At 45.7% G+C, this 24,450-nt stretch carries 19 protein-coding genes and 1 tRNA gene; 13 read left to right on the top strand and 7 right to left on the bottom strand.

What is annotated here, in order from left to right; genetic code table 11:
• Nucleotides 1–121 precede the first annotated feature (121 nt).
• Genes DESPCE1_RS0102310 through DESPCE1_RS0102320 form a run of 3 tightly spaced genes read right to left on the bottom strand, consistent with a single transcriptional unit; the run spans nucleotide 122 to nucleotide 4,698 of the window.
• Nucleotides 122–1,453 carry an ABC transporter permease gene (locus DESPCE1_RS0102310; RefSeq protein ID WP_019849318.1) on the bottom strand — a complete coding sequence of 444 codons (1,332 nt, stop codon included), beginning with the start codon at nucleotides 1,451–1,453 and terminating at the stop codon, nucleotides 122–124.
• 3 nt (nucleotides 1,454–1,456) lie between these two features.
• Complete coding sequence (locus DESPCE1_RS0102315; RefSeq protein ID WP_019849319.1) at nucleotides 1,457–4,024, bottom strand: hypothetical protein; 2,568 nt, start codon at nucleotides 4,022–4,024, stop codon at nucleotides 1,457–1,459.
• Nucleotides 4,021–4,698, bottom strand: a complete 678-nt coding sequence (locus tag DESPCE1_RS0102320) for an ABC transporter ATP-binding protein (RefSeq protein WP_202947932.1) — start codon at nucleotides 4,696–4,698, stop codon at nucleotides 4,021–4,023. Before DESPCE1_RS0102320 ends, DESPCE1_RS0102315 begins: the two co-directional genes overlap by 4 nt.
• Before the next feature lie 797 nt (nucleotides 4,699–5,495).
• Between DESPCE1_RS0102320 and DESPCE1_RS0102325 the strand changes: the two genes are divergently transcribed.
• The 11 genes from DESPCE1_RS0102325 (at nucleotide 5,496) to DESPCE1_RS0102380 (ending at nucleotide 19,764) form a co-directional block, all read left to right on the top strand.
• Nucleotides 5,496–6,515, top strand: coding sequence for an ABC transporter substrate-binding protein (locus DESPCE1_RS0102325; protein ID WP_014792427.1), 1,020 nt, complete (start codon nucleotides 5,496–5,498; stop codon nucleotides 6,513–6,515).
• A 35-nt stretch (nucleotides 6,516–6,550) separates the two neighbouring features.
• Nucleotides 6,551–8,389, top strand: coding sequence for an ATP-binding protein (locus DESPCE1_RS0102330; protein WP_019849320.1), 1,839 nt, complete (start codon nucleotides 6,551–6,553; stop codon nucleotides 8,387–8,389).
• 1 nt (nucleotide 8,390) lies between these two features.
• Complete coding sequence (locus DESPCE1_RS0102335; protein WP_014792429.1) at nucleotides 8,391–9,755, top strand: sigma-54 dependent transcriptional regulator; 1,365 nt, start codon at nucleotides 8,391–8,393, stop codon at nucleotides 9,753–9,755.
• 685 nt (nucleotides 9,756–10,440) lie between these two features.
• Complete coding sequence (locus DESPCE1_RS0102345) at nucleotides 10,441–13,530, top strand: molybdopterin-dependent oxidoreductase (protein ID WP_156831318.1); 3,090 nt, start codon at nucleotides 10,441–10,443, stop codon at nucleotides 13,528–13,530.
• Nucleotides 13,531–13,542: 12 nt separating this feature from the next.
• Nucleotides 13,543–14,238 carry a molecular chaperone gene (locus DESPCE1_RS0102350; RefSeq protein ID WP_019849323.1) on the top strand — a complete coding sequence of 232 codons (696 nt, stop codon included), beginning with the start codon at nucleotides 13,543–13,545 and terminating at the stop codon, nucleotides 14,236–14,238.
• The gene (locus tag DESPCE1_RS0102355) at nucleotides 14,228–14,833 is read left to right on the top strand and encodes a 4Fe-4S dicluster domain-containing protein (protein WP_019849324.1); all 606 of its coding nucleotides are present in this window, start codon (nucleotides 14,228–14,230) and stop codon (nucleotides 14,831–14,833) included. The genes DESPCE1_RS0102350 and DESPCE1_RS0102355 overlap by 11 nt, the downstream gene beginning before the upstream one ends.
• Nucleotide 14,834: 1 nt before the next feature.
• On the top strand, nucleotides 14,835–15,857 hold the full coding sequence (nrfD, locus tag DESPCE1_RS0102360) for an NrfD/PsrC family molybdoenzyme membrane anchor subunit (RefSeq protein WP_019849325.1): 1,023 nt from the start codon (nucleotides 14,835–14,837) through the stop codon (nucleotides 15,855–15,857).
• Between the two features lie 112 nt (nucleotides 15,858–15,969).
• Nucleotides 15,970–16,066, top strand: a tRNA-Sec gene (locus DESPCE1_RS22900).
• Nucleotides 16,067–16,370: 304 nt separating this feature from the next.
• Nucleotides 16,371–16,826, top strand: a complete 456-nt coding sequence (locus DESPCE1_RS0102370; RefSeq protein ID WP_019849327.1) for an MFS transporter — start codon at nucleotides 16,371–16,373, stop codon at nucleotides 16,824–16,826.
• Between the two features lie 124 nt (nucleotides 16,827–16,950).
• On the top strand, nucleotides 16,951–17,385 hold the full coding sequence (locus tag DESPCE1_RS0102375) for an MFS transporter (RefSeq protein ID WP_019849328.1): 435 nt from the start codon (nucleotides 16,951–16,953) through the stop codon (nucleotides 17,383–17,385).
• A gap of 141 nt (nucleotides 17,386–17,526) precedes the next feature.
• A complete protein-coding gene (locus DESPCE1_RS0102380) occupies nucleotides 17,527–19,764 on the top strand; it encodes an excinuclease ABC subunit UvrA (protein ID WP_019849329.1) in 2,238 nt (745 codons plus the stop codon).
• A 69-nt stretch (nucleotides 19,765–19,833) separates the two neighbouring features.
• Here DESPCE1_RS0102380 and DESPCE1_RS0102385 read toward each other — a convergent pair whose 3' ends face one another.
• Nucleotides 19,834–20,997 carry an iron-containing alcohol dehydrogenase gene (locus DESPCE1_RS0102385; protein WP_014792435.1) on the bottom strand — a complete coding sequence of 388 codons (1,164 nt, stop codon included), beginning with the start codon at nucleotides 20,995–20,997 and terminating at the stop codon, nucleotides 19,834–19,836.
• A gap of 486 nt (nucleotides 20,998–21,483) precedes the next feature.
• Here DESPCE1_RS0102385 and DESPCE1_RS0102390 point away from each other — a divergent pair, with 486 nt between their 5' ends.
• A complete protein-coding gene (locus DESPCE1_RS0102390) occupies nucleotides 21,484–22,338 on the top strand; it encodes a DUF3102 domain-containing protein (RefSeq protein WP_028305427.1) in 855 nt (284 codons plus the stop codon).
• A 155-nt stretch (nucleotides 22,339–22,493) separates the two neighbouring features.
• Here DESPCE1_RS0102390 and DESPCE1_RS0102395 read toward each other — a convergent pair whose 3' ends face one another.
• The 3 genes from DESPCE1_RS0102395 to DESPCE1_RS0102405 all read right to left on the bottom strand — a co-directional run bounded on the left by DESPCE1_RS0102395 (nucleotide 22,494) and on the right by DESPCE1_RS0102405 (nucleotide 23,800).
• Entirely contained in the window at nucleotides 22,494–22,784 is a 291-nt protein-coding gene (locus DESPCE1_RS0102395) for a hypothetical protein (RefSeq protein ID WP_014792437.1), read from the bottom strand.
• A gap of 120 nt (nucleotides 22,785–22,904) precedes the next feature.
• The gene (locus DESPCE1_RS0102400; protein WP_019849331.1) at nucleotides 22,905–23,288 is read right to left on the bottom strand and encodes a helix-turn-helix domain-containing protein; all 384 of its coding nucleotides are present in this window, start codon (nucleotides 23,286–23,288) and stop codon (nucleotides 22,905–22,907) included.
• A gap of 128 nt (nucleotides 23,289–23,416) precedes the next feature.
• Nucleotides 23,417–23,800: a LytTR family DNA-binding domain-containing protein gene (locus DESPCE1_RS0102405; protein WP_019849332.1), complete on the bottom strand. Its 384-nt coding sequence runs from the start codon at nucleotides 23,798–23,800 to the stop codon at nucleotides 23,417–23,419.
• A 151-nt stretch (nucleotides 23,801–23,951) separates the two neighbouring features.
• Between DESPCE1_RS0102405 and DESPCE1_RS0102410 the strand changes: the two genes are divergently transcribed.
• Nucleotides 23,952–24,281, top strand: coding sequence for a helix-turn-helix domain-containing protein (locus DESPCE1_RS0102410; protein WP_014792440.1), 330 nt, complete (start codon nucleotides 23,952–23,954; stop codon nucleotides 24,279–24,281).
• Nucleotides 24,282–24,450: the final 169 nt, after the last annotated feature.

The following is a 24,450-nucleotide window of genomic DNA, read 5'->3' on the forward strand; positions in this document are numbered from 1 at the left end:
TTTTGCACGGCCCCAAGAGCTGTTCGCCCTGCATGGATATAGTCCAAGGGTTGAAAGTTCCTAACGCACTCTGATCGCGGGAGTGTATAGCCAAGACCGGGGGTGCCCATCACGAGGGGAATCAATCGCTTTTAATCGCTTCCAGAGCAGATATTTTCACTGCTTTGTTTGCAGGATAGTACCCGGAGCCTACCCCGATAAAAATTGAAAAGACAACGGCAAAGCCGATAAGCCAGAGGGGTATAATAGATATTTTACTGCCGCCGGCACCTTCCGAGACAAAATTCATGACCAGTGAAATGATCAGACTGACGACATTGCCGACAACTCCTCCCAAGAAGCCAATAATGCCGGATTCCGTAAGAAAAATGAGTCGGATATCCTTTACATAGCAGCCCAACGCTTTCATAATACCGATTTCCTTGGTCCGCTCAGAGATTGACATAATCATCGTATTGGTAATCCCAATAGCGGCCACGAACAATGAAATAGCCCCCAGTCCCCCCAGCATCAGCTGTTTTTGCCGCGCTTCTTTTTCCATGGGCTTACGGATGCTTTCCATAGATCGCGTATCAAACCCAAGCCGCTTAATTTCCTTTTCTACTTCGGCGACTTTGGAAATATGGTCTACCTTAACAAGAGCATTTTGATAGCTTTTCTTTTCGGTGGTGTTTTTTGCTGCACCGGAATCCTTTAATATCTGTTCCAGAAAAGCCAGGTCCAGCAAGATACCTTCGCTGGTTTCGTAACCTTTGTTGTAATCTTCTTTGATGCGTCCGGTTGTTTCAAGGGGGATACTGTACTTGGCGATGCCTTCCTTTTCCAGGACCAGAGTCAGGGGGGCTGTGAGCGGGTTGAAGTAGGGGTCCGGCATATTGTTCTTGAGTTGGTCCATATCGAAATTCTCAAAATCGATATTGGCATAACGGTCAACCCGATTGCTTCCTTCCGGCCGATAGGAATCTCGGAAATTGTAAGCAAACATTTCGCCGACCAGCACACCCTTAGTATTGGCGGGGTATGCTCCATCCATAAGCTTGAATCCCAGCTTTTCCAGGCTGGAGCTATCATAGGCCGCCACCGGGAGCCAATCGTTGATATATCTGTCACCGATTCCGGCGTAGATCTTAAAGTAAATATCGTTGAACAGTTCGTCGGGAGAGATTTTAGGCGATACCGCGATGACATTGGGTATCTGAGCAATCGTTCTGATGCCGGCGTCATCCAGTTTAGTTTGATCGTTGCCCATATTGGGCACCATAACGGTGATAATTGTCAAATCTCCCATTTCAGCCAGCATTTCTTCCTGGGCGACTTTCGTGCCGATGCCGATGGACACCATAATGACAATACTGCAACACCCGATCAGTACCCCCAGCACGGTCAATAATGTTCTGGATTTGCGGCGGCGCAAATTGCGCAGGCACATTTTTAAAATATCTTTCCAAGTCATGCTCTATACCTCTGATTTGGAAGACTCATCTGTGCTTGGTAGGCTGCCGTCGGTTTTATCCTCCGTCAGCGGCAGGTCTTGGGCGGGCGCGTCTTCTTCCCAGGAAAAGTCGATGGCGCTTATTTTCTTTTGTGCCCGGGCTTTCTTAATGCGCCTTACGGCAATTCCTGTACCCGCCAGCAAGACAATGGCTGCGCCAATCAGCCAAGGGAGAGGGATTTTGCTTTCTTGTTCAGGATACATTTCAGGCATTCCGATATCCATGGGGGGAGGCGCATCAAAAACTGAGACCAGCACCGGAAATTCCTTGATGACAGGTTCTAAATTAGCGTCTTCATACGTAATTTTGATGGTGAAGGACAGCTCTCCTGGCTGTAACGGGATAAAAGCAAAGCCGATGGTGCTGCTTTTTCCCGCTTCAATATTGCCAAGCTGCTGGACCTTGGCAGGCGTTTCCATTTCCCCTGCAATATCCTCAATCGCCGCCTCGACATTCGATATAGGATTTTTCCCTTTATTCACATAGCTTAAAGTAATAACCGACTCCTGCCCGACAGAGACGAAATCAGGTAATTGGGGCTGCGCCAGTTCAAAACGATCCGGCAGGTAAATGGGGATGGACAATTTTTCGCTCATTGTGTTGGTGGCGCGTTTACTGCCGGCGTTATACTCATATTTAAAACTGACTTCTACGGTTTTGGCACCCGATATACTGGTTTGACCGGCATTGGCGACAAGCAAGGCCTGCAGATCCAATGCTTGGGTAAGGGTTTGTCCCGCCCCCAGAGATTCATAGTAAAAGGTGTTGGAGGAGCTGGCTACAGAAAAATTCTCACCTGTTTCCAGGGTTACCACAATATTTTCAATGTTCAAGTTAGAGCTGGTATTGTAAAAATCCATGGACAGCTTGAAGGCTGTATTGGCTGCTACCGGAGCTCCCCCATAAGAGTAATTGCTGACAATGAGATAGGGGACCGAGGCGTCGGCTTCCTTATGGCTTTCAGTCACTACAGCCACTTTGCCGGAGGCCGTGCCCGGTACCATACCGCCGCCGCTGTCATAGGAATAGCTGGCATCGACACCGAGGGTTTGCAGGGATGAGGACGGCTCGCTGGCGGCCTTTACTTTGACGGTGATGCTTTCTTCCGTGTAGCCCTTAATGCTTTTTAAGAAAAAGGAGTTTTTACCCTCCGGGAAATAAATGGAGTCTGAGGGATTGAGGGAAACTGTAATATCGGAAGCGGTGGTCTCCCCCATATTGGTTATTTGCAGAGTGACCTCCTTCTCTTCGCCGCCTTTCAGGATGTCCTTGGTTTGGATGCCGCTGATAAAAAGAATGGGCGCAGGGGATTTGTCAGCGGTTACAATAGCAACTTTGCCGGTGGCCGTGTCCTGGATAATGCTGCTGCCGCTGGTATAGGAGTATTTTACCTCGACACCGATACTTTGCAGCGTCGAGGTCAGCGCACCCGCCGCCTTTATTCTCACGGTGAGGCGTTCTTCGCTGTGGCCTTTCATGTTGGGTAAGAAAAAGGAGTCTTTACCGTTCGGAAAATAAATGGAGTCCGACGGAGTGAGCACAACATTGATCTTGGAAACGGCTTTATCGCTCATATTGACGATTTGAATCGTCACATCCCGCTCGCCGTTGCTTTTCAGGACTTCGTCCGTTTGAACGCCGCTGATGAAGAGAATGGGCTCAGAAGATTCATCGGCTTCGCTGATGAGGTTGACTCTTTCACTGGCGGTACCTTGGACGAGGGCATTCCCGTTGTCATAATTATATTTGAGATCCACGCCAACGCTTTGGGATGCCGGGGGTAGCTCACTCCCCGTTTGGATTTTCACGGTAAAAGACCTGGTTTGTTTGCCGCCAATGGTATCTAAAAAGAAAGTGGTTTTACCGGCCACAAGGTAAATCGATTCTGAAGGGCTGAGTGACACCACTGCATCCTGAAGGTTCGAGTTGCTGAGGTTTTCAATGTTGATGGTCAGATCCATGAGCTGATCGGGTTTCAAGGTGTCCCGGTTGAGTGAGCCGGTTATCAGCAGGGTGGGGGTGGGGTTTACTTTGTTATCGGCAGGTTTGTTTTCCTGATCAACGCATTCCGTTATAGATAAGTCGGCGATGTCATAGTCTACAGATAAGGTCTTGTAGCCAACCATGAACTTAAAGGTTTTACCGGACCCGGTATACTTAACATTAGAGAATTTGATGGTCATGGCAAGCGGCGCATCGCTTTGAGAGGTTATGGTAACTGCAGGACTACCATCCCCTGAAAAGCTATCCACTAATTTGGATACGTCAATATCCGCAGAACCTGATACTTCAGAACTCTTAATGCCTGGATTTTTCACCGTGATTTCCAGGTTTACCGGATAACCCGAGGGGACTGATGATAGGATGTTTCCAGAAGTATCAGTAACCTTATATCCGGTTATAACCAGGTTGCTTTTTATACCGGTTGCATCGGCCCCTAATGCTGCAGCAGTCGTCAAGGGGGAAACGATCAAAATTACAGCCAAAAGCATAGCCATTATGTAACGCAATTTTTGCAGAGTGCTTTTCATAATTCCTCCTTAATTCCGGTTAAATCGGCTTGTTTTTTTATTTCATTGCTGACAATCTCGCCATCCACCAGTGTCACAATGCGGTCGGCATAAACTGTCATTTCCGGGTCATGGGTGACCAGGATGATGGTTTGCTTAAACGTCCCGGCAAAGTTTTTGATCATAGTCATAACTTCTTTGGTTGTTTTGGTATCCAGATTCCCGGTAGGCTCATCCGCAAAAACAACCGCAGGTTTTGTGACAAAGGCTCTGGCAATTCCCACCCGCTGCTGCTGCCCGCCCGACATCTGTCCGGGATAGTGATGCAATCGATGCCCAAGTCCAACCTTTTGAAGCATGCTCCGTGCCATGGCGTTGCGTTTTTCTTCCGGAACACCCCGAAACATCAGGGGCAGGGCCACATTTTCTGTGGCGGTTAGCATAGGAAGCAAATTATAAGACTGGAAGACAAAACCGATATATTTTTGCCTGAATTCGGCAAGCTGATCTTCATTCAAATGCGAAATGGGAACGCCGCCTATTTTTACGCCCCCCTTAGAGGGTTTTTCCATCCCTGCCAATTGATTTAAAAGCGTACTTTTTCCAGAACCTGAGGCACCAAATATGCAGCACAGTTCCCCGCGATTTATGGAGAAGTTTATTCGTTTTAAAGCAACAACAACTTCTTCCCCCATAATGTATTCTTTGCGAAGGTTACGGATTTCAATTAATGGTCTCTCCAAATCAAATAGGTCTCCTTTACCTGATTTTCTTTATTTGGCTTTAAGCAATCAAGCCACTATCTGTAAGCTTCAGGCTTGGTCTATCGGCTTGCGGACTTCCCGGATCGTCCTAATCAGTAAGTTGTGGGCTCCGTTTACGGTATATCGTTCTATCTTTAAGTGCACGGTTTTTTTAATTAAACTTCATATTTCCATGCACTTAGGATTCGACAGCTATGTACCAAAACCCTTGCGATATCAGGTTTTTATTGGAATTTTGTGCTTTTTAGCAAGCACTACTTAGGTATTTGTTAAATCCCCTTAGTTAGCCTAAGTTAACTAAGGGGATTGTTATTGGCATATCAGAAAGGTTTTTTATGAAAAACCGGGCCAGCAGGGGAGCCTAAAAAATATTATGAGAGAAAACTTGTGGAAACGGTGAAGCGTGCTCAGATTTATTTGGTGGAGAATATTCAGGATCATATCACTATTGAAAGGCTGGCTTAACGAGTTTGGTGTAGGGCACACCCTGTCCCTCAGAGTAGAGAAAAAATAAAAAGCCTTCAGATGGTTCAAGTTCATGCTTACCCAAATTAGGTGTGAGCTGCATTGTTCTCTGACTCTGGTATAAACTAATTTTTCGCGTTATGATATAATAAGCATTTTAAAATTTTAACTCTATATGACATAAATTATTTGGACAAATTGCGTAAGTTTGCACATAACTCAACATAGATAAAGATTAAGAAATTTAAGGGAGGAACATCAAGATGGAATTCCGTAACTATAGATTTAGCTTAAATAAAGCAATCTTATTTGTCTTGCTTTTTGTTTTATGCTTTACGCTGGTCGGCTATAACAAACAGAATGTTTTTCCTCAGGAAACCCCTCTAAAAACAGTTGGCGTCTTAATGGGTTCTGATCTGCGTAGTGATAAAGTTAAAGGCATGATCGAGGGATTAAAAAAATATGGCTATGAAGAAAACGTCAATATCCAGCTTAGAATAGTCAGTGCAAAAGATAGAATTGAAGACCTTCCCAAGCTTGCCCAAGAATTGGTTCGACAAAGTCCCGATCTATTAATTGGCACGGGAGAAAGAGAGACACTTTCCCTCCAACAGGCTGCGGCAGACAGCCAAATCCCTATTGTCTTCATTGGGGTAGGTTTCGCAGAAGAACTTGGCCTTGTGAAGAGTTACGCTCAACCCGGGGGAAAGATAACGGGAGTGGATAACTACTATTTACAATTATCGGGTAAGCGTTTGGAATATTTTAAACGTTTACTGCCCGGTGTACAAAAAGTTATGGTACTCTATGATAAGACTATCACTCCAGTGGATCCATCCATCGATTTTCTGAATCGTGTGGCATCTCAATTTGACATGACTGTGATACCGGTGGGAGTTGAGAATGAGGTCGAGGCATTAAATGCCATCAGCGGGATCGAGCCTGGGGAAGTGGATGGGGTGATGCTGCTATGCAGCCTTTTGATGGAGTCGGTGACGGATTCCATAAGCCCTCTTATTCAGGAAAAGATGCTCCCAAGCTTTGGGGTGAGTGCTAATCAGACGAAAAAAGGATTTCTGGCCTCCTATGGGATGGATTATAGAGAACAGGGAATTCAAGCTTCCAGAATAGTCGCTAAGATACTTCAAGGACAGGATCCAGCGGCCATTCCTGTGGAAGCGCCGGCTCGTGTTGATTTTATCATCAATACCAAGGCGGCGGAGGCTTTTGAAGCTGAGATTGATCCGGCAGGTTTTGCTTGTGCGTCAGAATTCATTCGATAGAAAACAATGCTTAAGTTGAAGGATGATTCCCATTGATGAATATTCCTAAATATGCAAAGCGTTTCCAAAGCATTGCCTTTAAACTCCTCGCTTTTAGTATTATTATGTCCCTTATTCCTTTGCTTTTTCTGGGAGGATACAACTTATCACGAGCTAAAAATTATCTTTGGGAATCTGTAAAATATCAGCATTCTTATGGGACTTCCCGAGTTGTCAAAGAGATAAATTTCCTTCTGGAGGAAGCGGAGCGGGCTATAACTGTTCTCTCGGAAGCGAATGGCAATATTCTGATAGGTCATGATACCAAGGAACAGGAGCGTGTGCTCTATAGCTGTCTTACCAATCTTCCCTATGTGGAAAGAATGAGTTTGCTTGATGCAAAAGGTTATGAAATCACTGGAGTATCCCGATTCGATGTTGGGGGAAGTGTGACAATCCAGGAAAAAGATGTTGAGAACATCTTTAAATTCATCAAGGATTATCAAACCTATATCGGTCCAGTGTTGTTAGATAGTCACGGCCAGCCTTATTTTCAATTGGCCATCCCGATTATTTTGCAGGGCAATGATGTTAAGGGTGCAATTGTGGCAGATATCAGCCTGCGTAGTGTCGTGGATCTTTTATCTAAAGTATCGGGGACTTCCGGAGCATACCTTTTCCTGGTGGATCAAGAAGGACACTTAATTGGGCATGAGGATTTCAGCCAGGTACTCTCTAATGGAAATGTACAGGCAAGCCTTCCTTTTCTGACGGAGGAAGAGGAAGAATTCACTAAGGAAAATCCTTTGGTTCGAACATATGTGTCCTATACCGGTGAAAAGGTAGTTGGCGCTTATGCGAAAGTGAGCGGAACGGATTGGGCGGTTGTTTATGAACAACCGGAAACAAAAGCCTTTTCATCCTATATCCATTTGAGAAATACCTTTGGGTTAAGCACGTTGATCTTGATGCTCCTTGTTCTGGGTATAAGTTTGTTTTTTGTAATCTATTTCCTCCGGCAGTTGGATATCTTAAAGACAGGCGTTAAGCGCATTACCTCTGGAGAAGCAGGTTTTGTGCTGCCCATTCAAAGCCAGGATGAAATAGGCGAGGTGTTAACAGCCTTTAATGAACTGAGTGAAGAACTGAAGAAGAAGCGCGAACTGGAAAGTGCCTTACGCCAGGCGGATAAAATGGCATCGGTAGGGCTATTGGCTGCAGGCATAGCTCACGAAATTAATAATCCTATGGCAACCATCTGTCTTTCCGTCGAGGAATTGCGTTATGAACTCCAAAAAACGAACTCCGATCAACCGGAGAAAGAACAAGATATAGACAGCTATCTGGATTTGATAGCCAGACAGGCTGACCGGTGCTCTCAGATAACCCAGAATCTATTGGATTTTTCTCGTCAAGAGCGTAACCAGAATAATGCCTATGACTTTTATAATTTAAATGAGCTCATCCAAAAAGCACTGGAATTGAATCATTATATGCTGCAAAAAAAGCAAGTGCAGGTACAGTATGATTTAGATCGGACTATTCCCTTAATTTGGGGAGATGGCCCGGGGATCCAACAGGTCATATTTAATTTTCTTTGCAATTCGGCTCAGGCTATGAAACCGGGCGGTGTTTTGAAGTTAGTGACGGAAAATGAGGCTGACTGCGTCTGCTTGAAAGTGATAGATGATGGGGAAGGCATCAACAGCGAGGATTTAAAACGAGTTTTTGAACCCTTCTTTACCACCAAACCGCCTGGACTCGGAACCGGGTTAGGACTCGCTGTAAGCTATGGCTTAATCAAACAGGCAGGAGGGACGATTGCCATGGCAAGCAGGCTGGGGGAGGGAACCACAGTAACGGTCAAGCTGCCGCATACGAAAGAGGTGCAATGAGATGAAACTGCTGATCGTTGAAGATGAAGTGGATTATGCTACACTCCTGAAACAAAGGCTGGCCAGGAAAAAAATCAATATTGATTTGGCTCATACTATCGAACAGGCATTGGATTGGTTGGGTAAGGTCAGTTATGATGTGATTCTTCTGGATCAGCGTCTTCCCGACGGCGAAGGGCTGTCCTTATTAACACACGCCAAAGAGACCGATCCCTTTGTTGAAGTTGTGGTGCTCACAGGGCATGGCAGCCTGGAGACGGCTATTCAATCCATCAAGCAAGGTGCTTATGATTATCTTACCAAGCCCTGCAATACAACCAAACTGGAATTCACCTTGACCCAAGCTTATGAAAAAAAGCGTTTGGCAGAGCAAGCGGCAGGGCTTTCCGAAGCTTTAAGACGTCAAACCGGGAGCGAACCGATTATCGGGCAAAGCCCGGAAATAAAAGGACTTATTCATATGGTGGAAAAGGTGAAGGACAGCGAAGCAACCATTCTTGTACTGGGAGAAAGCGGCAGCGGCAAAGAGCTCATTGCCAGGTCCCTGCATTTTTGGAGTACAAGAAAGGATAAGCCTTTTCAAGCGTTAAATTGTGCGGCCTTACCGAATCAACTTGTCGAAAGTGAGTTGTTTGGTCACGAAAAGGGAGCGTTTACGGGAGCGACAGGTGCCAAAATGGGTTTAATTGAAATCGCTGAAGGGGGAACTCTTTTTCTGGACGAAATTGCCGAGATGGAATTGAGTACTCAGGCTAAATTGCTCAGATTGCTGGAATATGGTGAATATTTTCGTGTGGGAGCTACCCGATCCCGTAAAGTCAAGTTGCGAGTAGTCGCCGCGACCAATAAGAAACTGGAAGAAGAAGTTGCGGCTGGACGGTTTCGGGAGGATTTGTATCATCGGTTAAATGTGGTGCAAATAGAGGTACCTCCCTTACGAAATCATAGAGAGGATATTCCTTTGCTGGCAGACTATCTACTAACCAAGAAATGCCTGAAAAATAAAACTCTGAGCCCGGAGGCTCTCGGAGTGCTGTTAGACTATGATTTTCCGGGAAATGTCAGAGAACTGGCCAATATTCTTGAACGTGGTTCGTTACTTTCCTACGGTTCAACGATCGAAGCGGAGCATTTATTTCATCCTCAAATGAAAAAGAGGATAACCATTCCTAAAGAGGGGATGGAGAGGGAGGTTCCTGACTTGGGAGACGTCGATCTTTCTCTGGCGAACTGCGAACGTCAACATATTCTAAAGGTACTGAAAATGACAGGGGGGAATAAGACAAAAGCAGCCCAGGAATTGAAAATCGGTCTTAAAACCTTGTATCGCAAAGTAAAAGAGTATGGGATCGAATCCCTGGGATAAAAAAACCTGAAGGAGAATTCTCCAGGATTTTGCTTTCGACGTTCACTCCATAAGCCGCGCAGAGCAATCTAATCGCTCAAGACCTCCGCTGCGTCGGGTGCGGCTCCTGCCTCATAGCCGGTTGGAAACGTCCTGTTTCCAACCCGATTCCGCTGCTGTCTTTTTGCGAAGATTGCTTACCTGCTCGCTTAGAATTCGTTCTCTGCCTTAAAGCAAAATCCTTGGGTTGCCTTACAGGCCTGAGCAGTGTAGCTACACAGCCCCAAAGACCCGCAAGCGTAGCTTTGCGCACAAAAGCGAACGGATTTAGCGGAGGGGCGGTCAGGTTAAGGTCGCTTTCTTAACGTAGTGTAGCCATCGGTTAACATGCAGAAAGTAGCGGGGTTTGGCGAAGCTGTTAAGTAAGCGAGTTAACCAGCCCTGGAGCTATGGAGAACGTGAGTCTCCGATCAAGAAACCTTCCTGTGGAAGGTTTCAGGAGATCACGCCCGAAGGTGCGTTGCGCGTAAAGCTACTCGACCCGGTCAAAATGCCCATGCTTGTCATTTTGACCGGGTCATTTTGCGCTTTTTGCCGGGCGGTGAGGCTTACACTTGTGATTATTACCTCTAATACGAGTTGGCAAGCTTTTTGCATTAATGATAAGAGGCTGTCTTAATTATTATGCAGAAAGGATGATTTATCTATGAAGCGTCGTGATTTTATCAAGCTCACAGCAGCTGCGGGTATTGTCACAGCAAGCGGCCTCGGTTATGACAGAATGATTATAGCCGAACAGCCTCCAGGGTTTATACCGAAAAAGACCAGCAGTCAGGAGGTAGAGGCAAGAATCGATTTAACGTTGGGGAGTGTGGAGGTTAACCCCAATATTTTAATGAGAAATAGTGCTTGTCTGGGTTGCTACAGTTCATGTGGAAACAGAGTAAAAATAAATAAGGAGACAGGGCTGGCAACCCGGGTTATGGGCAATCCTTATAATCCTTCCAGTGCTCAGCCCCATCTCTCCATGAAGACTTCTCTCCTGGATTCCTATCTGTCTTTCAGTACCTATCGGGACATGGGGAATGAGGGTAGAGCGGCTTTATGCGCCAGAGGAAATGCAACCTTGACAGCGCATCATGATCCCAACCGAATTTTAGTTCCCCTCAAACGCGCGGATAAGCGGGGAGAAGCCAAATGGCAGCCTATCACTTGGGAAGAAGCGGTCAAGGAAACGGTGGAGGGGGGCACTCCATTTGCCCATCTGGGAGAAACAGCTCCTATTGAGGGGATAAAGAATGTTTATAACCCTAATGCCCCAATGGATACGTCGAATCCTGAATTAGGACCCAAATCATTTCAACTGGTTCACTTCGGAGGACGGGGAGATGGACGGACTGCCTTTGCCGGCCGTTTTACCGGTGCTTTTGGTACCCCCAATAATTTTGGCCACGGCTACACCTGAGGGGGTTCGAAAATACCTGCGGGTCAGGTACTAGCAAGCGGTCAAAATATGAGACCGGATGTAAACCATGCGGAGTTTATCCTATATATCGGGGCCTTTCCCGGTCATAGTGGAAAGCCCATGTCTACTATTGCAAGGCAGGTCGCCAAGCAAACAGGTGAAGGGAAACTCAAAGTAGTTGTAGTCGATCCGGTTTTGTGCGGTGGTGCCATTTCTCCTGTTGGTAAAAATACGAAATGGATTCCCATCAAACCGACAACGGATTCAGCCTTTATTATGGGAATGCTGCACTGGATTATTGATAATCAGCGCTATAATGAAGATTATTTAAGTTCTCCTCATCTGGATGCCGCCAAGAGCAAAGGATTTGCCAGCTGGTGCAATGCCTCTCATCTTGTGATCGTGGATGAGAATCATCCCAACAACCGCAAGCTCTTGCGGGCAGAGGATTTGGGTTTGGAAGTGCCTCCCAACGCCAATCCGGCGAAAAAAGTGGATTATTTCATGGTCATCGACCCGGAGACGAACCAGCCTGTCCTCTATAATCAAGTGTCCAGAGCTGATCTGGTCTTTGACGGGGAAGTACAGGATAAGTCCGGTGGGTCTATACGGGTTAAAACGGCTTTTGCACTTTTAAAAGAAAGTGTCTTCAGTCAAGGAATTGCTGATTACTCCAAAATATGTAAAGTGCCTGAAGAGATAATCATTGAAATAGCCAGAGAGTTTACATCCCATGGAACTAAAGTTGCGGTCGATGGAACGGGTAATACGGCCTCTGCTAATGGGTATGATATAGCCAATGCTATGCACACCCTGGCCACAATGGTGGGCTGCTATAACTTAAAGGGTGGTATGCTTAAACGCCGTGTCGCTTATAAGTCTCTTGAAGCTGGTCCCCGTTATGACTTAGGGACGGTTGCTAACGCGCCTAATATTAAAGGTAAAGGGGTTCTTATAAGCCGGACTGGAGTTCCTTATGAGAAGACGCCTGAATATAAGCAAAAGGTTGCCAAAGGGGAGAATCCTTATCCGTCAAAATTACCCTGGCATCCGATTGGTAGCGCTTCGGACAATCAGGCCCTTTTCTCCGTGGTCAACAGTTATCCATACCAAGCCAAAGTGGTGATGGTCTGGATGTCCAATCCTTTGATGACCACTCCTGCAGCAGGTCGGCAAGATATTATTGATGAGCTGAAAAAAGTAGAAAGAGTACCCCTGCTCATTGCCATTGACGCTTTTATGGGTGAAACAACTTCGTTGGCAGATTATATCATACCTGATACCACTCCTTATGAAAGTTGGGGGCTTGCCAATAGTGAGGGAAATACTTCAGAAAAGGTAACCACCCTTCGTTGGCCTGTTGTAACACCGTTAACGGCCAAGCTCAGTGACAACCGCTATGCCTGCTACGAAAATTATATTATTGATGTAGCAAAAGCAATAGGTTTGCCGGGCTTCGGTGAGAATGCCTTAAAGGACGCGGATGGAAATACGTATGCTCTGAATACACCGGAGGATTACTTCCTGCGGGGCGTTGCCAATGTGGCTTTTGATGGTCAACCGGTTCCCGATATTACCGATGAGGAAATGAAAATTCAGGATCTGGAAAGTTACATGCAGAACTGGAAAGACTGCTTAAAACTAGAAGAACACCGCAAAGCCGCTTTTATCCTTTCCCGTGGAGGAAGGTTCGAAGAATTTGGCAAAGGTTATGAGGGAGATCGCACAAGATATCCCCATGAAGGGTGTTTTAATCTGTATGTAGAGCAGATGGCTTTAGCCAAAAACTCGTTCACAGGCAAACACTTCCAGACAGGTACTCTTGTTTATAATCCGGAGACATTATCGGATGGCACCTCCCTTGATCAGGTTTTCCCCGAATCAGAATGGCCCTTTAAAGCCGTTTCCTATAAAGCAAAATTCAGAAGTGTGACTATGCTGGAAAACTCGATTTTAAGGGAATTGAATCAAGCCAATAAGGTAGAGATTAATCCGGAAGATGCTGAGCAATTGGCCCTTGTATCCGGTGACAAAGTAAGACTGGTTTCCGCTACCGGAGGGGAAGCTGAGGGAATCTTGCAGGTAAGACAAGGAATTGCCAGAGGTTCAGTGGGTATAGCCTATGGCTATGGTCACTGGGAGTATGGTGCGAAAAAATACACTTTAGGGGAGAAAGAAGTTTCAACTAATCCCGGGTCGGGGCAAGGAGTCTCTCTTTCGGGAATCAGCTTAATCGATCCTAAGGTTAAAAATGGAATCTTTGGATTCAGTGAAATGTCCACCGGAGGGACCAGCCGTAATGGCGGGGCCTTTAAAATCCTCAAGGTGTAGTGGGGGACGAAAATGAAAGATGTAATGGACTGGACAAGGGATCGTTTTCACTCCTATGCCTTTTTTGCCAGTCTCCTCGTGGAGGAACCAACACTGGAAAAATGGCTCACTATTCAAAGACTCTCAAGCTCATTGTCTGGTGAGCTTTTAGAGGATAAGAACGGCATAAAGATTCCTGAAGAGGCACAGGCCACAATGGAGAGTCTTCGCCAGGATTACTATGATTGCTTTTTTGTTCCGATGTCCGGGAAATATGTTCCTCCTTATGAATCGGCCCTACGATCTTTTAAGCAAAAGCCCAAACCGTCCTTCGGAAAAATCAACACCTCTCTGACAGCTCAGATCAAGCAGCAATATGAGTTAACCGGGTTTGATCCCTATCGCCTGGAGCTGTTTTCCCCTCTTAGGAATATTTCCTTGGCAGACCATGTCGGGTTCGAATTAGCGTATATGGCTTATTTATGCCAACAGGAACATGAGGCCAGAAAAGAAGCTCGGGAGGGCAATGCCGAAAGATGGCTTGAGATTCAAAAGGAGTTCATGGCTGAACATCTCTCGATGTGGATTCCTAGTTTAGCCGAGGCTTTAAGGACCCTGGAAAACGGTTTTTATGCTCAGGCAATCAAGATCCTGGAGATTTGGCTCCATGAAGATAATCAAGATGTAAAAAATTATTTTAGCAGAGGAGGAATCTGCGTTGAGTGCTAATTCGGAACCGCGCTATGGTATGGTCATTGACTTGCGCCGCTGTGTCGGATGTCATTCCTGTACTGTCAGCTGCAAAATGGAGAATAATGTGCCGGAAGGAGTGTATCGTTCCTGGGTTATTGAAGGAGATAAAGGGATCTACCCTAATGTGACGAGAGTGAAACTTCCCCGCCTGTGTAATCAGTGCCAGGATGCTCCTTGTCAAACCGTATGCCCGGTCAAAGCAACCCATAAGGATGAGGGCGGGATCATTGTCGTTGATCCTGACAAATGTATCGGCTGCCGCTACTGTATTGCGGCATGCCCCTATGATGCCCGTTTCCTGAATCCGGAAACAGGAATGGCGGAAAAATGCGATTTGTGCATAGGACGGATTAAGGCAGGACTTATGCCGGCCTGTGTCTCCAATTGCATCGCCCATGCCCGTATTTTTGGAGATTTAAATGATCCAGACAGTGAAATCACCCGTCTGCTTTCTGAACACCCAACTCAGGCTTTGCGCTCAGAGCTGGGTACTCAGCCCAGTGTTTTCTATATCGGCTTAGACGAGGCCTTTGACGGAATAAGTCTAAAGGATTTGGAAGGGAGGAAGTAGAATGGATTTTTCCTTTGTCTATGAAATACAGCATAACGCTGCCTTCGGTCCTCTCATCGTGCTCTATTTCTTTCTGGCAGGGCTAAGTGCAGGCTTGTTTTTAATCTCAGCGTTAAGTACGGTTTTTGGTTGGCAACCTGTCAAGCCTTTAGCCAAACCTGCGGCGCTCATGGCCTTAGCAGCCTTGATTCCAGGGCTGCTCGCCTTGGTTGCGGATCTGGGGCGGCCCTTCAGAGCCCTCTATTTATTCTTTAATGTTAATCCCACCTCCATCATGTCTTGGGGGTCTTTCATCCTGTTGTTCTATGGAATTGTCTGTGTGCCCTATATTTGGTTCTTGTGGCAGGGCCAAGTGAAAAGAGTGAAGCTTTTCGGTAAAATAGGTGCCGTTTTGGCAGTCTGCCTAGGGCTATACACCGGCTTCCTCTTAGCAGTCGTTCCCGGCAAACCCCTTTGGAATTCCGCTTTACTGCCGGTTCTGTTTTTAGTATCCGGCTGTGTTGCGGCTTTGAGCTTAATCAGCCTGACGAAGAAAGTGTTTACTCAGGAAATGGTTCCCGGGGCCGACTATGAAAGCGCCCTGCACACCTTAAAAGTGTGGTTTGTGGTGCTGGAAGTCTACCTTGTCTCCTTTCATCTGCTCACCGTTTTTTTCTTGGGAGCCCAAGGAGAGCTGACGGTCATGAATCTTCTGGCAGGGGAAAAGGCCTTTACTTTCTGGGGAATTCAAATTGCGGTGGGTATCGTGTTGCCCCTGATCCTGCTTTCCCTAATACAATCTTCCGCGACTTTAGGTCTGGTGGGGGTATTCAGTCTGGCAGGGGTTTTTGCTCTCCGTTATAATTTTGTGTTCGGAGGACAGGAATTGCCGACGGTGGGAACACAGCTCTATCATCAGGGCGGGGGGATGGAGTGGCTTTCCGTAATCGTTCTTCTCGCCTTGGGAGTAGTCTTGCTCTTCGTGCTGCCTTATCTGAGCAGAAGAGTATTCCACTCGACGTCTTCTAAAAGTATTAGTAGTTGAGGGACTCTCCACATTAAGTGATGTAGTGTAAGGTCGCAATTCAGACTTTGTCAGTTACAAACTTAAGCTGAAATGAAGTCAGTAGAAAGTAGTCTATGATATAAGGAATTAAGGGGACGAATGGATTCCGGTGGATCCTGCGGACTTCAAATCCGTTATCGGGTGGATGATCCGGCCGAGGTAGGTTCGACTCCTACACGTTCCCGCCAAAAACTATCCGAGTTTAAAAAAACAGGACACGAGGTTAGCAAAAAAACCATTTGCCTCGTGTTCTTTTTAAATATTGGAGAATGAAAGATCCCTGCATTTATTAACGGTATATTTGTGGTAAGATACAGATAGTTGATGATTGTTCGCTAGCTGGCAGTCTGATTTTGAATAAATAACTAAAGGCGGGTTGGAAGGATGGCGGAAGTTACGGAACTTCAGAGTATACTCAAATGATGGAGGGTTTTAAATGACTTTAGCAGATCTTGCCCTTGCGGTTTTAGGATATATGTTGACAAGTGCAGTATGAATGAGCCTGAGAAGAAATTCCATTATGGCTGGTTGATTGTTTTCGGTTGTATGATTATGGTGTTTTGCTGTGTAGGTTTGGCTATTAACGTCTTTTCGATCTTTGTCACACCTTTGGCTGAGGAGTTAGACCTGACGAAAATCCAGGTTTCCACGGTTATGTCCATGATCAGCGTCGGCAGTATTTTAATTTTAGTGTTCAGTGGGAGAATCTATCAGAATTATAGTGTCAGGATAGTTATGTTTATTTTTGGCTTGTGCGTGGCTGGAGGTTTTCTTCTTTTTGCCTGGTGCAGAACATTGCTTCAGTGTTATGCGGCTGCTTTGTTGGTGGGAATTGGTTCCGGCGGCGGAGGAATGTTTCCTGCATCACTCTTAATTACCCGCTGGTTCAGTACCAAGAGAGGAATTGCCATAAGCCTCAGCGCTATGGGCTCCGGTATTGGGGATTGATAATTACGGTACTTTCTGTAGGAATTATGATAGGTCCTATCAATAATCATCTTCCCTCTTTTCTGATCTCTATCGGTTATGATCCTATGTTTACTGCAGTGGTATTTTCACTTTTCGGAGGTGATTGATCGTCGGCAAGCTTTTGGCGGGGGCGATCATCGACCGCTTTGGGATCATCGCTACCAATTGGTATTTGTTTATAATGTGGGGGTTGGCCTTAGCCTCCGCCTTTTTGGTGGATGGAAGTCAGGCCAAAGCCTATTTATTGACGATCCTAATCGGTTTGGGCAACCCGATTCTTACTATACCCATTCCACTATGGGTGGTGGAGCTTTTTGGTTTGAGAGATTATGTTAAAATATTCTCAATCTTAACCCTGATGATATTCCTTGGTGGTGCCATAGGGAATTCATTAGTGGGTTTTATGGCTGATGTCACAGGAACCTATCTTACGGCTTATGGTGTTTTTGCTGTGGCTAATGTGCTGTTAATTATGCTTTTGCAGATTATTTTCAAGAAGAAGCGGCTTCACACAAATTTAAAGATAAGTAACACATAACTACTTATATAGTTGGGGTGGCCATTATGACTTTTGGGGAACCTTCTATTATTTTACTCCAAGATATGGCATAATATTAGGAAATTCTCATTTTCTGGTTGTGAGAGGGCAGCTTAAATATTCTATATAAGGAGACCCAATATGGTACATGACTCTATTGAAATCGTTGGCGCACGAGCGAATAACCTAAAGAACATCAGCTTGAACATCCCCAAAAAGAAGATCACCATTTTTACCGGTGTATCCGGGTCAGGTAAATCATCGATTGTCTTTGAGACGATCGCCCAGGAAGCGGGCCGGCAACTGAATGAAACCTTCAGTAAATTTATTCAGGGTTTTTTACCGAAGTATGGTCATCCTGATGTGGATGCTATTGAAAACCTCTCATTAGCGATTATTGTGGATCAAAAACGGATCGGGGGTAACTCCCGCTCGACCCTGGGTACAATCACGGATATCAATCCCTTGCTCAGGCTGTTGTTTTCCCGGATCGGGCAGCCCCATATCGGGCCTTCCCAGTATTTTTCCTTTAATGACCCCAATGGCATGTGCAAGACCTGTGAGGGAATCGGCAGGACGGTTACTCTGGATCTGGAGAAAGCCTTGGACAAGGAAAAGTCCTTGAACGAGGGGGCGATTTTGCTGCCGGGCTTTACCCCTGGGACATGGCAGTGGAAAATATATGCTTCCACAGGCTTTTTTGACTGTGATAAAAAAATTAAGGATTACTCTCCGGAGGAGTACCACAAGCTGGTCTATCATCAGCCGGAGAAAATCAAATCGGCTATCGTTGACGGAATGAACACCACTTATGCAGGTCTGGTGGAGCGGTTTATTCGGCAGCACATCAAAACCGAGTACGAAAAATCTGAGGCATCCCAGAAGAAAATCGCGCCGTTTACGACGGAAATGCAGTGTCCTGACTGCGGGGGTAAACGCTATAACGAAAATACCTTGGCATCGAAAATCATGGGCTATTCCATTGCTGATCTGACGGCTATGCAGGTGGATGAGCTTCTTGGTTTAATCCGAAAGATTGAAGATGCTAACGTCCAACCCATCATCAAAAATCTGACCGAGCGGTTGCATGATTTAATCCAAATCGGGCTTGATTATGTCAGCCTGGACCGGGAAACTTCCACCTTGTCCGGGGGTGAATCCCAGAGGGTTAAAATGGTCAAGCACCTGACCAGCAGCTTGACGGATGTGATGTATATTTTTGATGAGCCGAGCATTGGCTTACACCCCAGGGATGTACACAGACTTAATGAACTGCTGATCAAATTGCGGGATAAGGGGAATACGGTCATCGTGGTTGAGCATGACCCTGACGTGATCAGGGTGGCCGATCATATTGTTGATGTAGGACCCCATGCGGGCGTAAGCGGCGGGCGGATCATGTTCGAGGGTGTTTACGGCGACCTGCTGAAGTCCAAGACCCTGACCGGGGAATATATGGGCAGGAGTCTGCCGATTAAGAGTAAGCCAAGGACCAGCAGCGATTTTTATGAAACGAAAAAGAGTACTTTACACAATTTGAAAAACATTAGCTTAAGAGTACCAAAAGGGATTTTCACGGTGGTGACAGGGGTGGCCGGTTCCGGCAAGTCGACCCTTGTCAATGGGGTCTTTGCTAAGGAATATCCGGGGGCCATTATCATCGACCAGTCCGCCGTCAGCGCCAATTTGCGCTCCAATCCGGCCACCTATACAGGCATTATGGATCAAATCCGTAAATTGTTTGCGGAAGAAAATAAGGTCAGCGCCGGGCTGTTCAGTTATAATTCGGAGGGGGCCTGTGAGGGATGCAAAGGGCGGGGTTATATCGAAACCGATCTTTCCTTTATGGATTCGGTAGAAACGATCTGTGAGGAATGCGGCGGCAAACGGTTTAAGCAAGAGGTTCTGGTGTATCGGTATAATGGCCGCTCCATTGTTGACGTACTGGCTATGACCATTGCTGAAGCGGTTGATTTTTTCAGCCAGAAAGAAATCAAAAACAAGCTGAAGCACATTGTGGATGTGGGCCTTCATTATATGACTCTGGGGCAGCCGTTGGACACCCTGTCCGGAGGAGAATGCCAGCGCTTAAAGTTGGCTAAGGAATTAAGCAAAAAAGGCAATATCTATATCATGGACGAGCCGACTACAGGCTTGCATATGTCCGATATCACGGGCATTTTGGCCATCATTGACCGGCTGGTGGAGAAGGGCAACACCGTGATTGTCATTGAACATAATCTGGATGTGATTCGTAATGCCGACTGGATTGTTGACGTAGGTGTCGAAGGCGGCAGCAAAGGCGGACAGATTCTGTTTGAAGGACCACCCGGTGAATTGAAGGAGTGTCAGGAGTCCATTACGGCAAACTATTTGTAGGTTAAAGGGAGTCTTCTTAATCAAAGGGCAAAGGGGCGGCCACAGGGCCGCCCCTTTTAGTGCTAAGACTTATAAAGCATTTTTATAAATCTGAATAATATCATCGAGCTTAGCAAGCCGGGGATTGGTTAGACTGCAGGCATCTTTCATTGCATTGATTGCCATGGTTTGGAGATCCTCTTCTTTTACGCCAAGCTCAGAGAGTCCGCTGGGTATGCTGATGTCTTGGGATAATGTTGTAATTGCGGACAAAGCCTTTTCTGCTGCATCTCTGGCAGGTAATTTTTCTACTTTCTCGCCCAGAGCTTTTGCGATATCTACGAAGCGCTCAAGGTTTCCAATCAGATTGAAGCGGGATACATGAGGTAGAAGTATGGCATTACAAACACCATGAGGCAGATTATAAAAGCCGCCTAGCTGGTGGGCCATGGCGTGAACATAACCTAAACTGGCATTGTTAAACGCCATACCTGCCAGGAATTGAGCATAGGCCATTTTATCCCGGGCTTCAAAATCATTGCCATTGGCAACAGCACGACGAAGGTACTTACTGATGAGCTTAATCGCCATTAAAGCAGCTGAATCGGTAATGGGCGTAGCTGCAGTGGAAACGTACGCCTCAACAGCGTGGGTTAAGGCGTCCATACCGGTGGCGGCGGTCAGAGGGGCAGGCTTTCCGATCATTAACAATGGGTCATTGATGGACACATTGGGGGTAGCATGCCAGTCCACAATAGCCATCTTAATATGGCGATCCGTATCGGTAATAATGCAGAACCGGGTCATCTCGCTGGCTGTTCCTGCCGTAGTGTTGATAGCAATCATAGGTACCATTGGTTTTTCGGATTTATCGACTCCTTCAAAATCACGGATATTGCCGCCGTTTCCAGCAACCAGTCCTACACCTTTGGCACAATCATGAGCAGATCCTCCTCCCAGTGAAACAATCATATTACAGCCTTCATTTTCAAACACCGCGACACCATCATGAACATTTTTGTCGGTAGGATTGGGTTCTGCTCCAGGATAGATGACAACTTTAACACCCTCGGCTTCAATAATCTCCGCAATCTGTTTGGCCAGTCCGCTCTGATTAAGAAAAGCGTCCGTCACCAGAAGTGCAACTTTGCCCCCCAAAATCTTTGCTTGTTTCCCTGCCTCTTGGGCTGCACCCGCTCCCATAAGGTTGACAGTTGGCATGTAGTAGCCATAAACTTGATGCACTACAGACATTGTTTATCCTCCTCGTAAGTTTTATTTCCCTTTCGGGATGTTGTTTTATTATTACAATGCAATTCGCATGCCATTCAAGTTTAGAGAAGGAAAAGTTCATCCAATGGGCCGAATATTCAGAAATATCCGTCTATTCCGTCAGAATGCGATGATTTTTTTATTGGAATTGGTAAAGCTCCTGCACCATTTTTGTACATTGGAAACCAACCAGTGTTCTATGTTGGCACACAAGGGCTATTTAACCTGCAAGTGTTGTTCGAGTCAATTGGATATGTTATCCTAGCAATATACATCTCTGTTTTCTGACTTGTCCAACTATTTAATCGTCGAAGATGAAGAAATATAATATAAGCGGCAACTAGGCAAGTCCCAAATACGAAGGCGCCTTCGTATTTGGGACTTGCTGTGTTAAGAAAGGTTTGCACCTTCGGGGGCATGATTCCATATGCTGAGTGTAAAAACAACCAAGGAAAGGATTTGCAGCATATGGGTGATTTGACCACAGGGCGGACGCCGCACTTAATCGCGGCTGAAATTAACACGATTAGGCACCAGACCGAGAAAATCCTTCTGGCCGGTGCCATTGAGGTCGGCCGCCGCCTGAGGGAGGCCAAGGAGCTGCTTCCCCATGGGGAGTGGCTGAAGTGGCTGGAGGAGTCCGTAAATTACACGGATAGAACGGCCCAGAAATTGATGCGCGTCTTTGATGCCTATGGGAGCCAGCCGTCGGTCTCTGCCGGCACGGCCCCACTGAATGCTCCCGGCCCCGAGGCCCAGGCATTGCCTAATCTGAGCTATACCCAGGCTTTTATCCTTCTGGGTGTCCCGGAAGAGGAGCGGACTCAATTTATAGCAGAGTTGGATCTGGAGAGTATGTCCACCCGCCAGCTGGAAAAGGCGGTTCAGGAGCGGCGTCAGGCTGTCGAAGATCGGGACCGGGCTTTGGAGGAAAAAACGGAGCTTCAGGAAACCGTGGAGGATCAGGGAAACCAAATCGATCGGCTGACCAAGGAGCTGGATAGCCTGAAGATAAAGAACGGGGAGTTAAGCAAGTCTCAGGCAGAGGTCACGGCTAAAGTCGGGAGGCTGAGCGTGGAGTTGAAATCCCAAAAAGAGAGTACATCCGCCAAGGCCATCACAAGAATGAGCAACAATCTTAACGCTGCCTATCACAGGGCTAAAGCCAATCAAATCGCCTTTTTATATGAGAGCATGGTACGGAATTATCGGGAGCTGCTGTATGAGATGAAAGAGTTCGCAGCCAAGGAGCCGGAGACCTATGAAGTGTATAGAAATAAGATCATGGATTTTTTAGCGAAGGGAGTGAAGGAGAGAATATAAACGGGGATCTGTCAGCCATGGTGTGGCAAGGATATTTTTCAATAGAAAAACGGCGGTTTTGAACAGTTCAAAACCGCCGCATGGCGTTATTGCTTATAAAAAGGCATTATAATTTTGCTGCCATAACGGTTTTTGTTGTGGCGATTGCACTTAATTTAAGCGACAGTATAAATTTTTACATCAGGGTCTGTACTCCACAGGGGTTTAAGACCAACGAAAACATCATTTTTGAACATATCACTACTCAAGTATGCTTGGGCATTTTCTACGCTGTCAAAGCCGTGCAAAACCTGCACATCTTCCTTACGGATAAGCAAATCTTTGGTAAGTGCGCCTTTGACTTGGCGCAAGAAAGGCTGTCGGTAGTCAGCATAGACTTTTCCAGCCGCAGGGCGATTGGTTTCGTTAATCACCATAGTGATTTCAAGATATGCTTTTACACTCATATTCCATTCCTCCATTGGCGTTAATTTTTATGGGTTTGACCATGACTGGAGTATAACAAACCCACTATGAACGCTCAATATATTAGGAATTTTATGAGTGACTAATAAATTTAATAGTAACTATTTTTTAAGTTGGTCGCAAGTTTTACAGGGGGGAAGTTTTTTCTCCAATTCATCTTTGGTCTGCTGTCGTGACCATTGGCAGATGTTTTGAAGAATCGGTAACACTGAGTGCCCCTTGTCTGTCAGTGCATACTCTACTTTGGGAGGAATTTCGTTATATTGTGTTCGTTCAATTAATTCATCGGCAATAAGCTCTTTAAGCATAGCGGCAAGGACCGCATCAGTAATATTGCCGAGCTCCTTTCTGATGGCATTATAGCGAATCACTGTGTTTGTAGAGAGTACACATAAAATTCTCGCTTTCCATTTTCCTCCGAAAACATCAAGTCCATATTCGATAGGGCACATGATTTCTTTTTCGATTTTAGGCTCGTATTTCATAATTGTCCTCCTACCTATCATTTACATAGTAACTATAATAAATGATAGTTAAACCATGTCAAGCTGAAATTGTGGGAGGTGTTTTTTTGCGAAAATGGAAGATGAGGTTTAAAAAGTAAAGCTTACGATTACGTCTTTTTGGCCAGAACCTTGTCTAATAGTGTATCAATACACTCCCGGGTAATAGGCTTACCTACTACTTGTAAAGGCCGGACCTGCATGAATTGATCGTGAACATCAGCCGTTACAAATACGATGCTACATGCTGACATGGAATCGGATTGCCGTATTCGTTGGGCGGTTTCGAGGCCGGTCAGCTTTTTCATGCTATTATCAAGAAAAAGAAGGTCAAGAATCATACCAGGCTTATGAAGTTCTTCGAGAAGCTCTTCGCCGCTGCCAAATTGGTAAATATCAAATAGAACTCTCTTTTCTTCTTCATATAAATGGATGAATTCCTCCAATAGCTGGCGACACAAGGGCCTGTCATCGCAAATACCGATAGTAAGCAATACTCGTCTCCTCCAAAGCCTTTTAGATACAACTAAAAAGGTATTTAAACCATTATATATCTATAAGGATACAAGTATAAGTGTATAAATACCCCTACATTTTGTTAAGAATATTATCCATAATTGATAAGGTTAAACAGGGTGATAAGATTTGGAGATTAATTATAAAGAATTAGGCAAACGGATTGCGAAAAGGCGCAAGGTGTTGAACCTAACCCAGGATGATGTTGCAGAAGCTACGGGACTTAGTAACAACCACATTTCCAATATAGAAAACAACCATTCTATTCCCAGCATCGAAACATTGATGAAAATATGCCAGGCCCTGGATATCACTCCGGATTACTTTTTGCTAGGTATCGTCAGACACGAGAATGACAGCCTGCTTGCTCAAATCAATCAAAAGATTAAGCTTTGCGATGAGAAAAAACTGAAACTGGTTGACCATTTTATAACGTGGGTAGTTGATGAAAAACTATAGTTTTGAAAAAGTGCAGACGCACTTTTTTTATTTGTTAAGCTTTAGCCTGTTTGTATGCGAAGTGGGCAAATGTCATCATAAATGCCGATAATAATTACAATCACATAGGGGACTTTTGTTGAATAATTTTAGGACAAATAGTCCAATACGTCAATAGGACTTATAGTCC

Source organism: Desulfitobacterium sp. PCE1, from assembly GCF_000384015.1.
In the GTDB taxonomy this organism is placed as follows: Bacteria; Bacillota; Desulfitobacteriia; order Desulfitobacteriales; family Desulfitobacteriaceae; genus Desulfitobacterium; species Desulfitobacterium dehalogenans.

Bases quoted from the DNA above. Each gene is read 5' to 3' on its own strand.
- DESPCE1_RS0102310 (WP_019849318.1), bottom strand. From the start codon at position 1,453: ATGACTTGGAAAGATATTTTAAAAATGTGCCTGCGCAATTTGCGCCGC.
- DESPCE1_RS0102315 (WP_019849319.1), bottom strand. From the start codon at position 4,024: ATGAAAAGCACTCTGCAAAAATTGCGTTACATAATGGCTATGCTTTTG.
- DESPCE1_RS0102320 (WP_202947932.1), bottom strand. From the start codon at position 4,698: ATGGGGGAAGAAGTTGTTGTTGCTTTAAAACGAATAAACTTCTCCATA.
- DESPCE1_RS0102325 (WP_014792427.1), top strand. From the start codon at position 5,496: ATGGAATTCCGTAACTATAGATTTAGCTTAAATAAAGCAATCTTATTT.
- DESPCE1_RS0102330 (WP_019849320.1), top strand. From the start codon at position 6,551: ATGAATATTCCTAAATATGCAAAGCGTTTCCAAAGCATTGCCTTTAAA.
- DESPCE1_RS0102335 (WP_014792429.1), top strand. From the start codon at position 8,391: ATGAAACTGCTGATCGTTGAAGATGAAGTGGATTATGCTACACTCCTG.
- DESPCE1_RS0102350 (WP_019849323.1), top strand. From the start codon at position 13,543: ATGAAAGATGTAATGGACTGGACAAGGGATCGTTTTCACTCCTATGCC.
- nrfD (WP_019849325.1), top strand. From the start codon at position 14,835: ATGGATTTTTCCTTTGTCTATGAAATACAGCATAACGCTGCCTTCGGT.
- DESPCE1_RS0102370 (WP_019849327.1), top strand. From the start codon at position 16,371: ATGAATGAGCCTGAGAAGAAATTCCATTATGGCTGGTTGATTGTTTTC.
- DESPCE1_RS0102380 (WP_019849329.1), top strand. From the start codon at position 17,527: ATGGTACATGACTCTATTGAAATCGTTGGCGCACGAGCGAATAACCTA.
- DESPCE1_RS0102385 (WP_014792435.1), bottom strand. From the start codon at position 20,997: ATGTCTGTAGTGCATCAAGTTTATGGCTACTACATGCCAACTGTCAAC.
- DESPCE1_RS0102390 (WP_028305427.1), top strand. From the start codon at position 21,484: ATGGGTGATTTGACCACAGGGCGGACGCCGCACTTAATCGCGGCTGAA.
- DESPCE1_RS0102395 (WP_014792437.1), bottom strand. From the start codon at position 22,784: ATGAGTGTAAAAGCATATCTTGAAATCACTATGGTGATTAACGAAACC.
- DESPCE1_RS0102400 (WP_019849331.1), bottom strand. From the start codon at position 23,288: ATGAAATACGAGCCTAAAATCGAAAAAGAAATCATGTGCCCTATCGAA.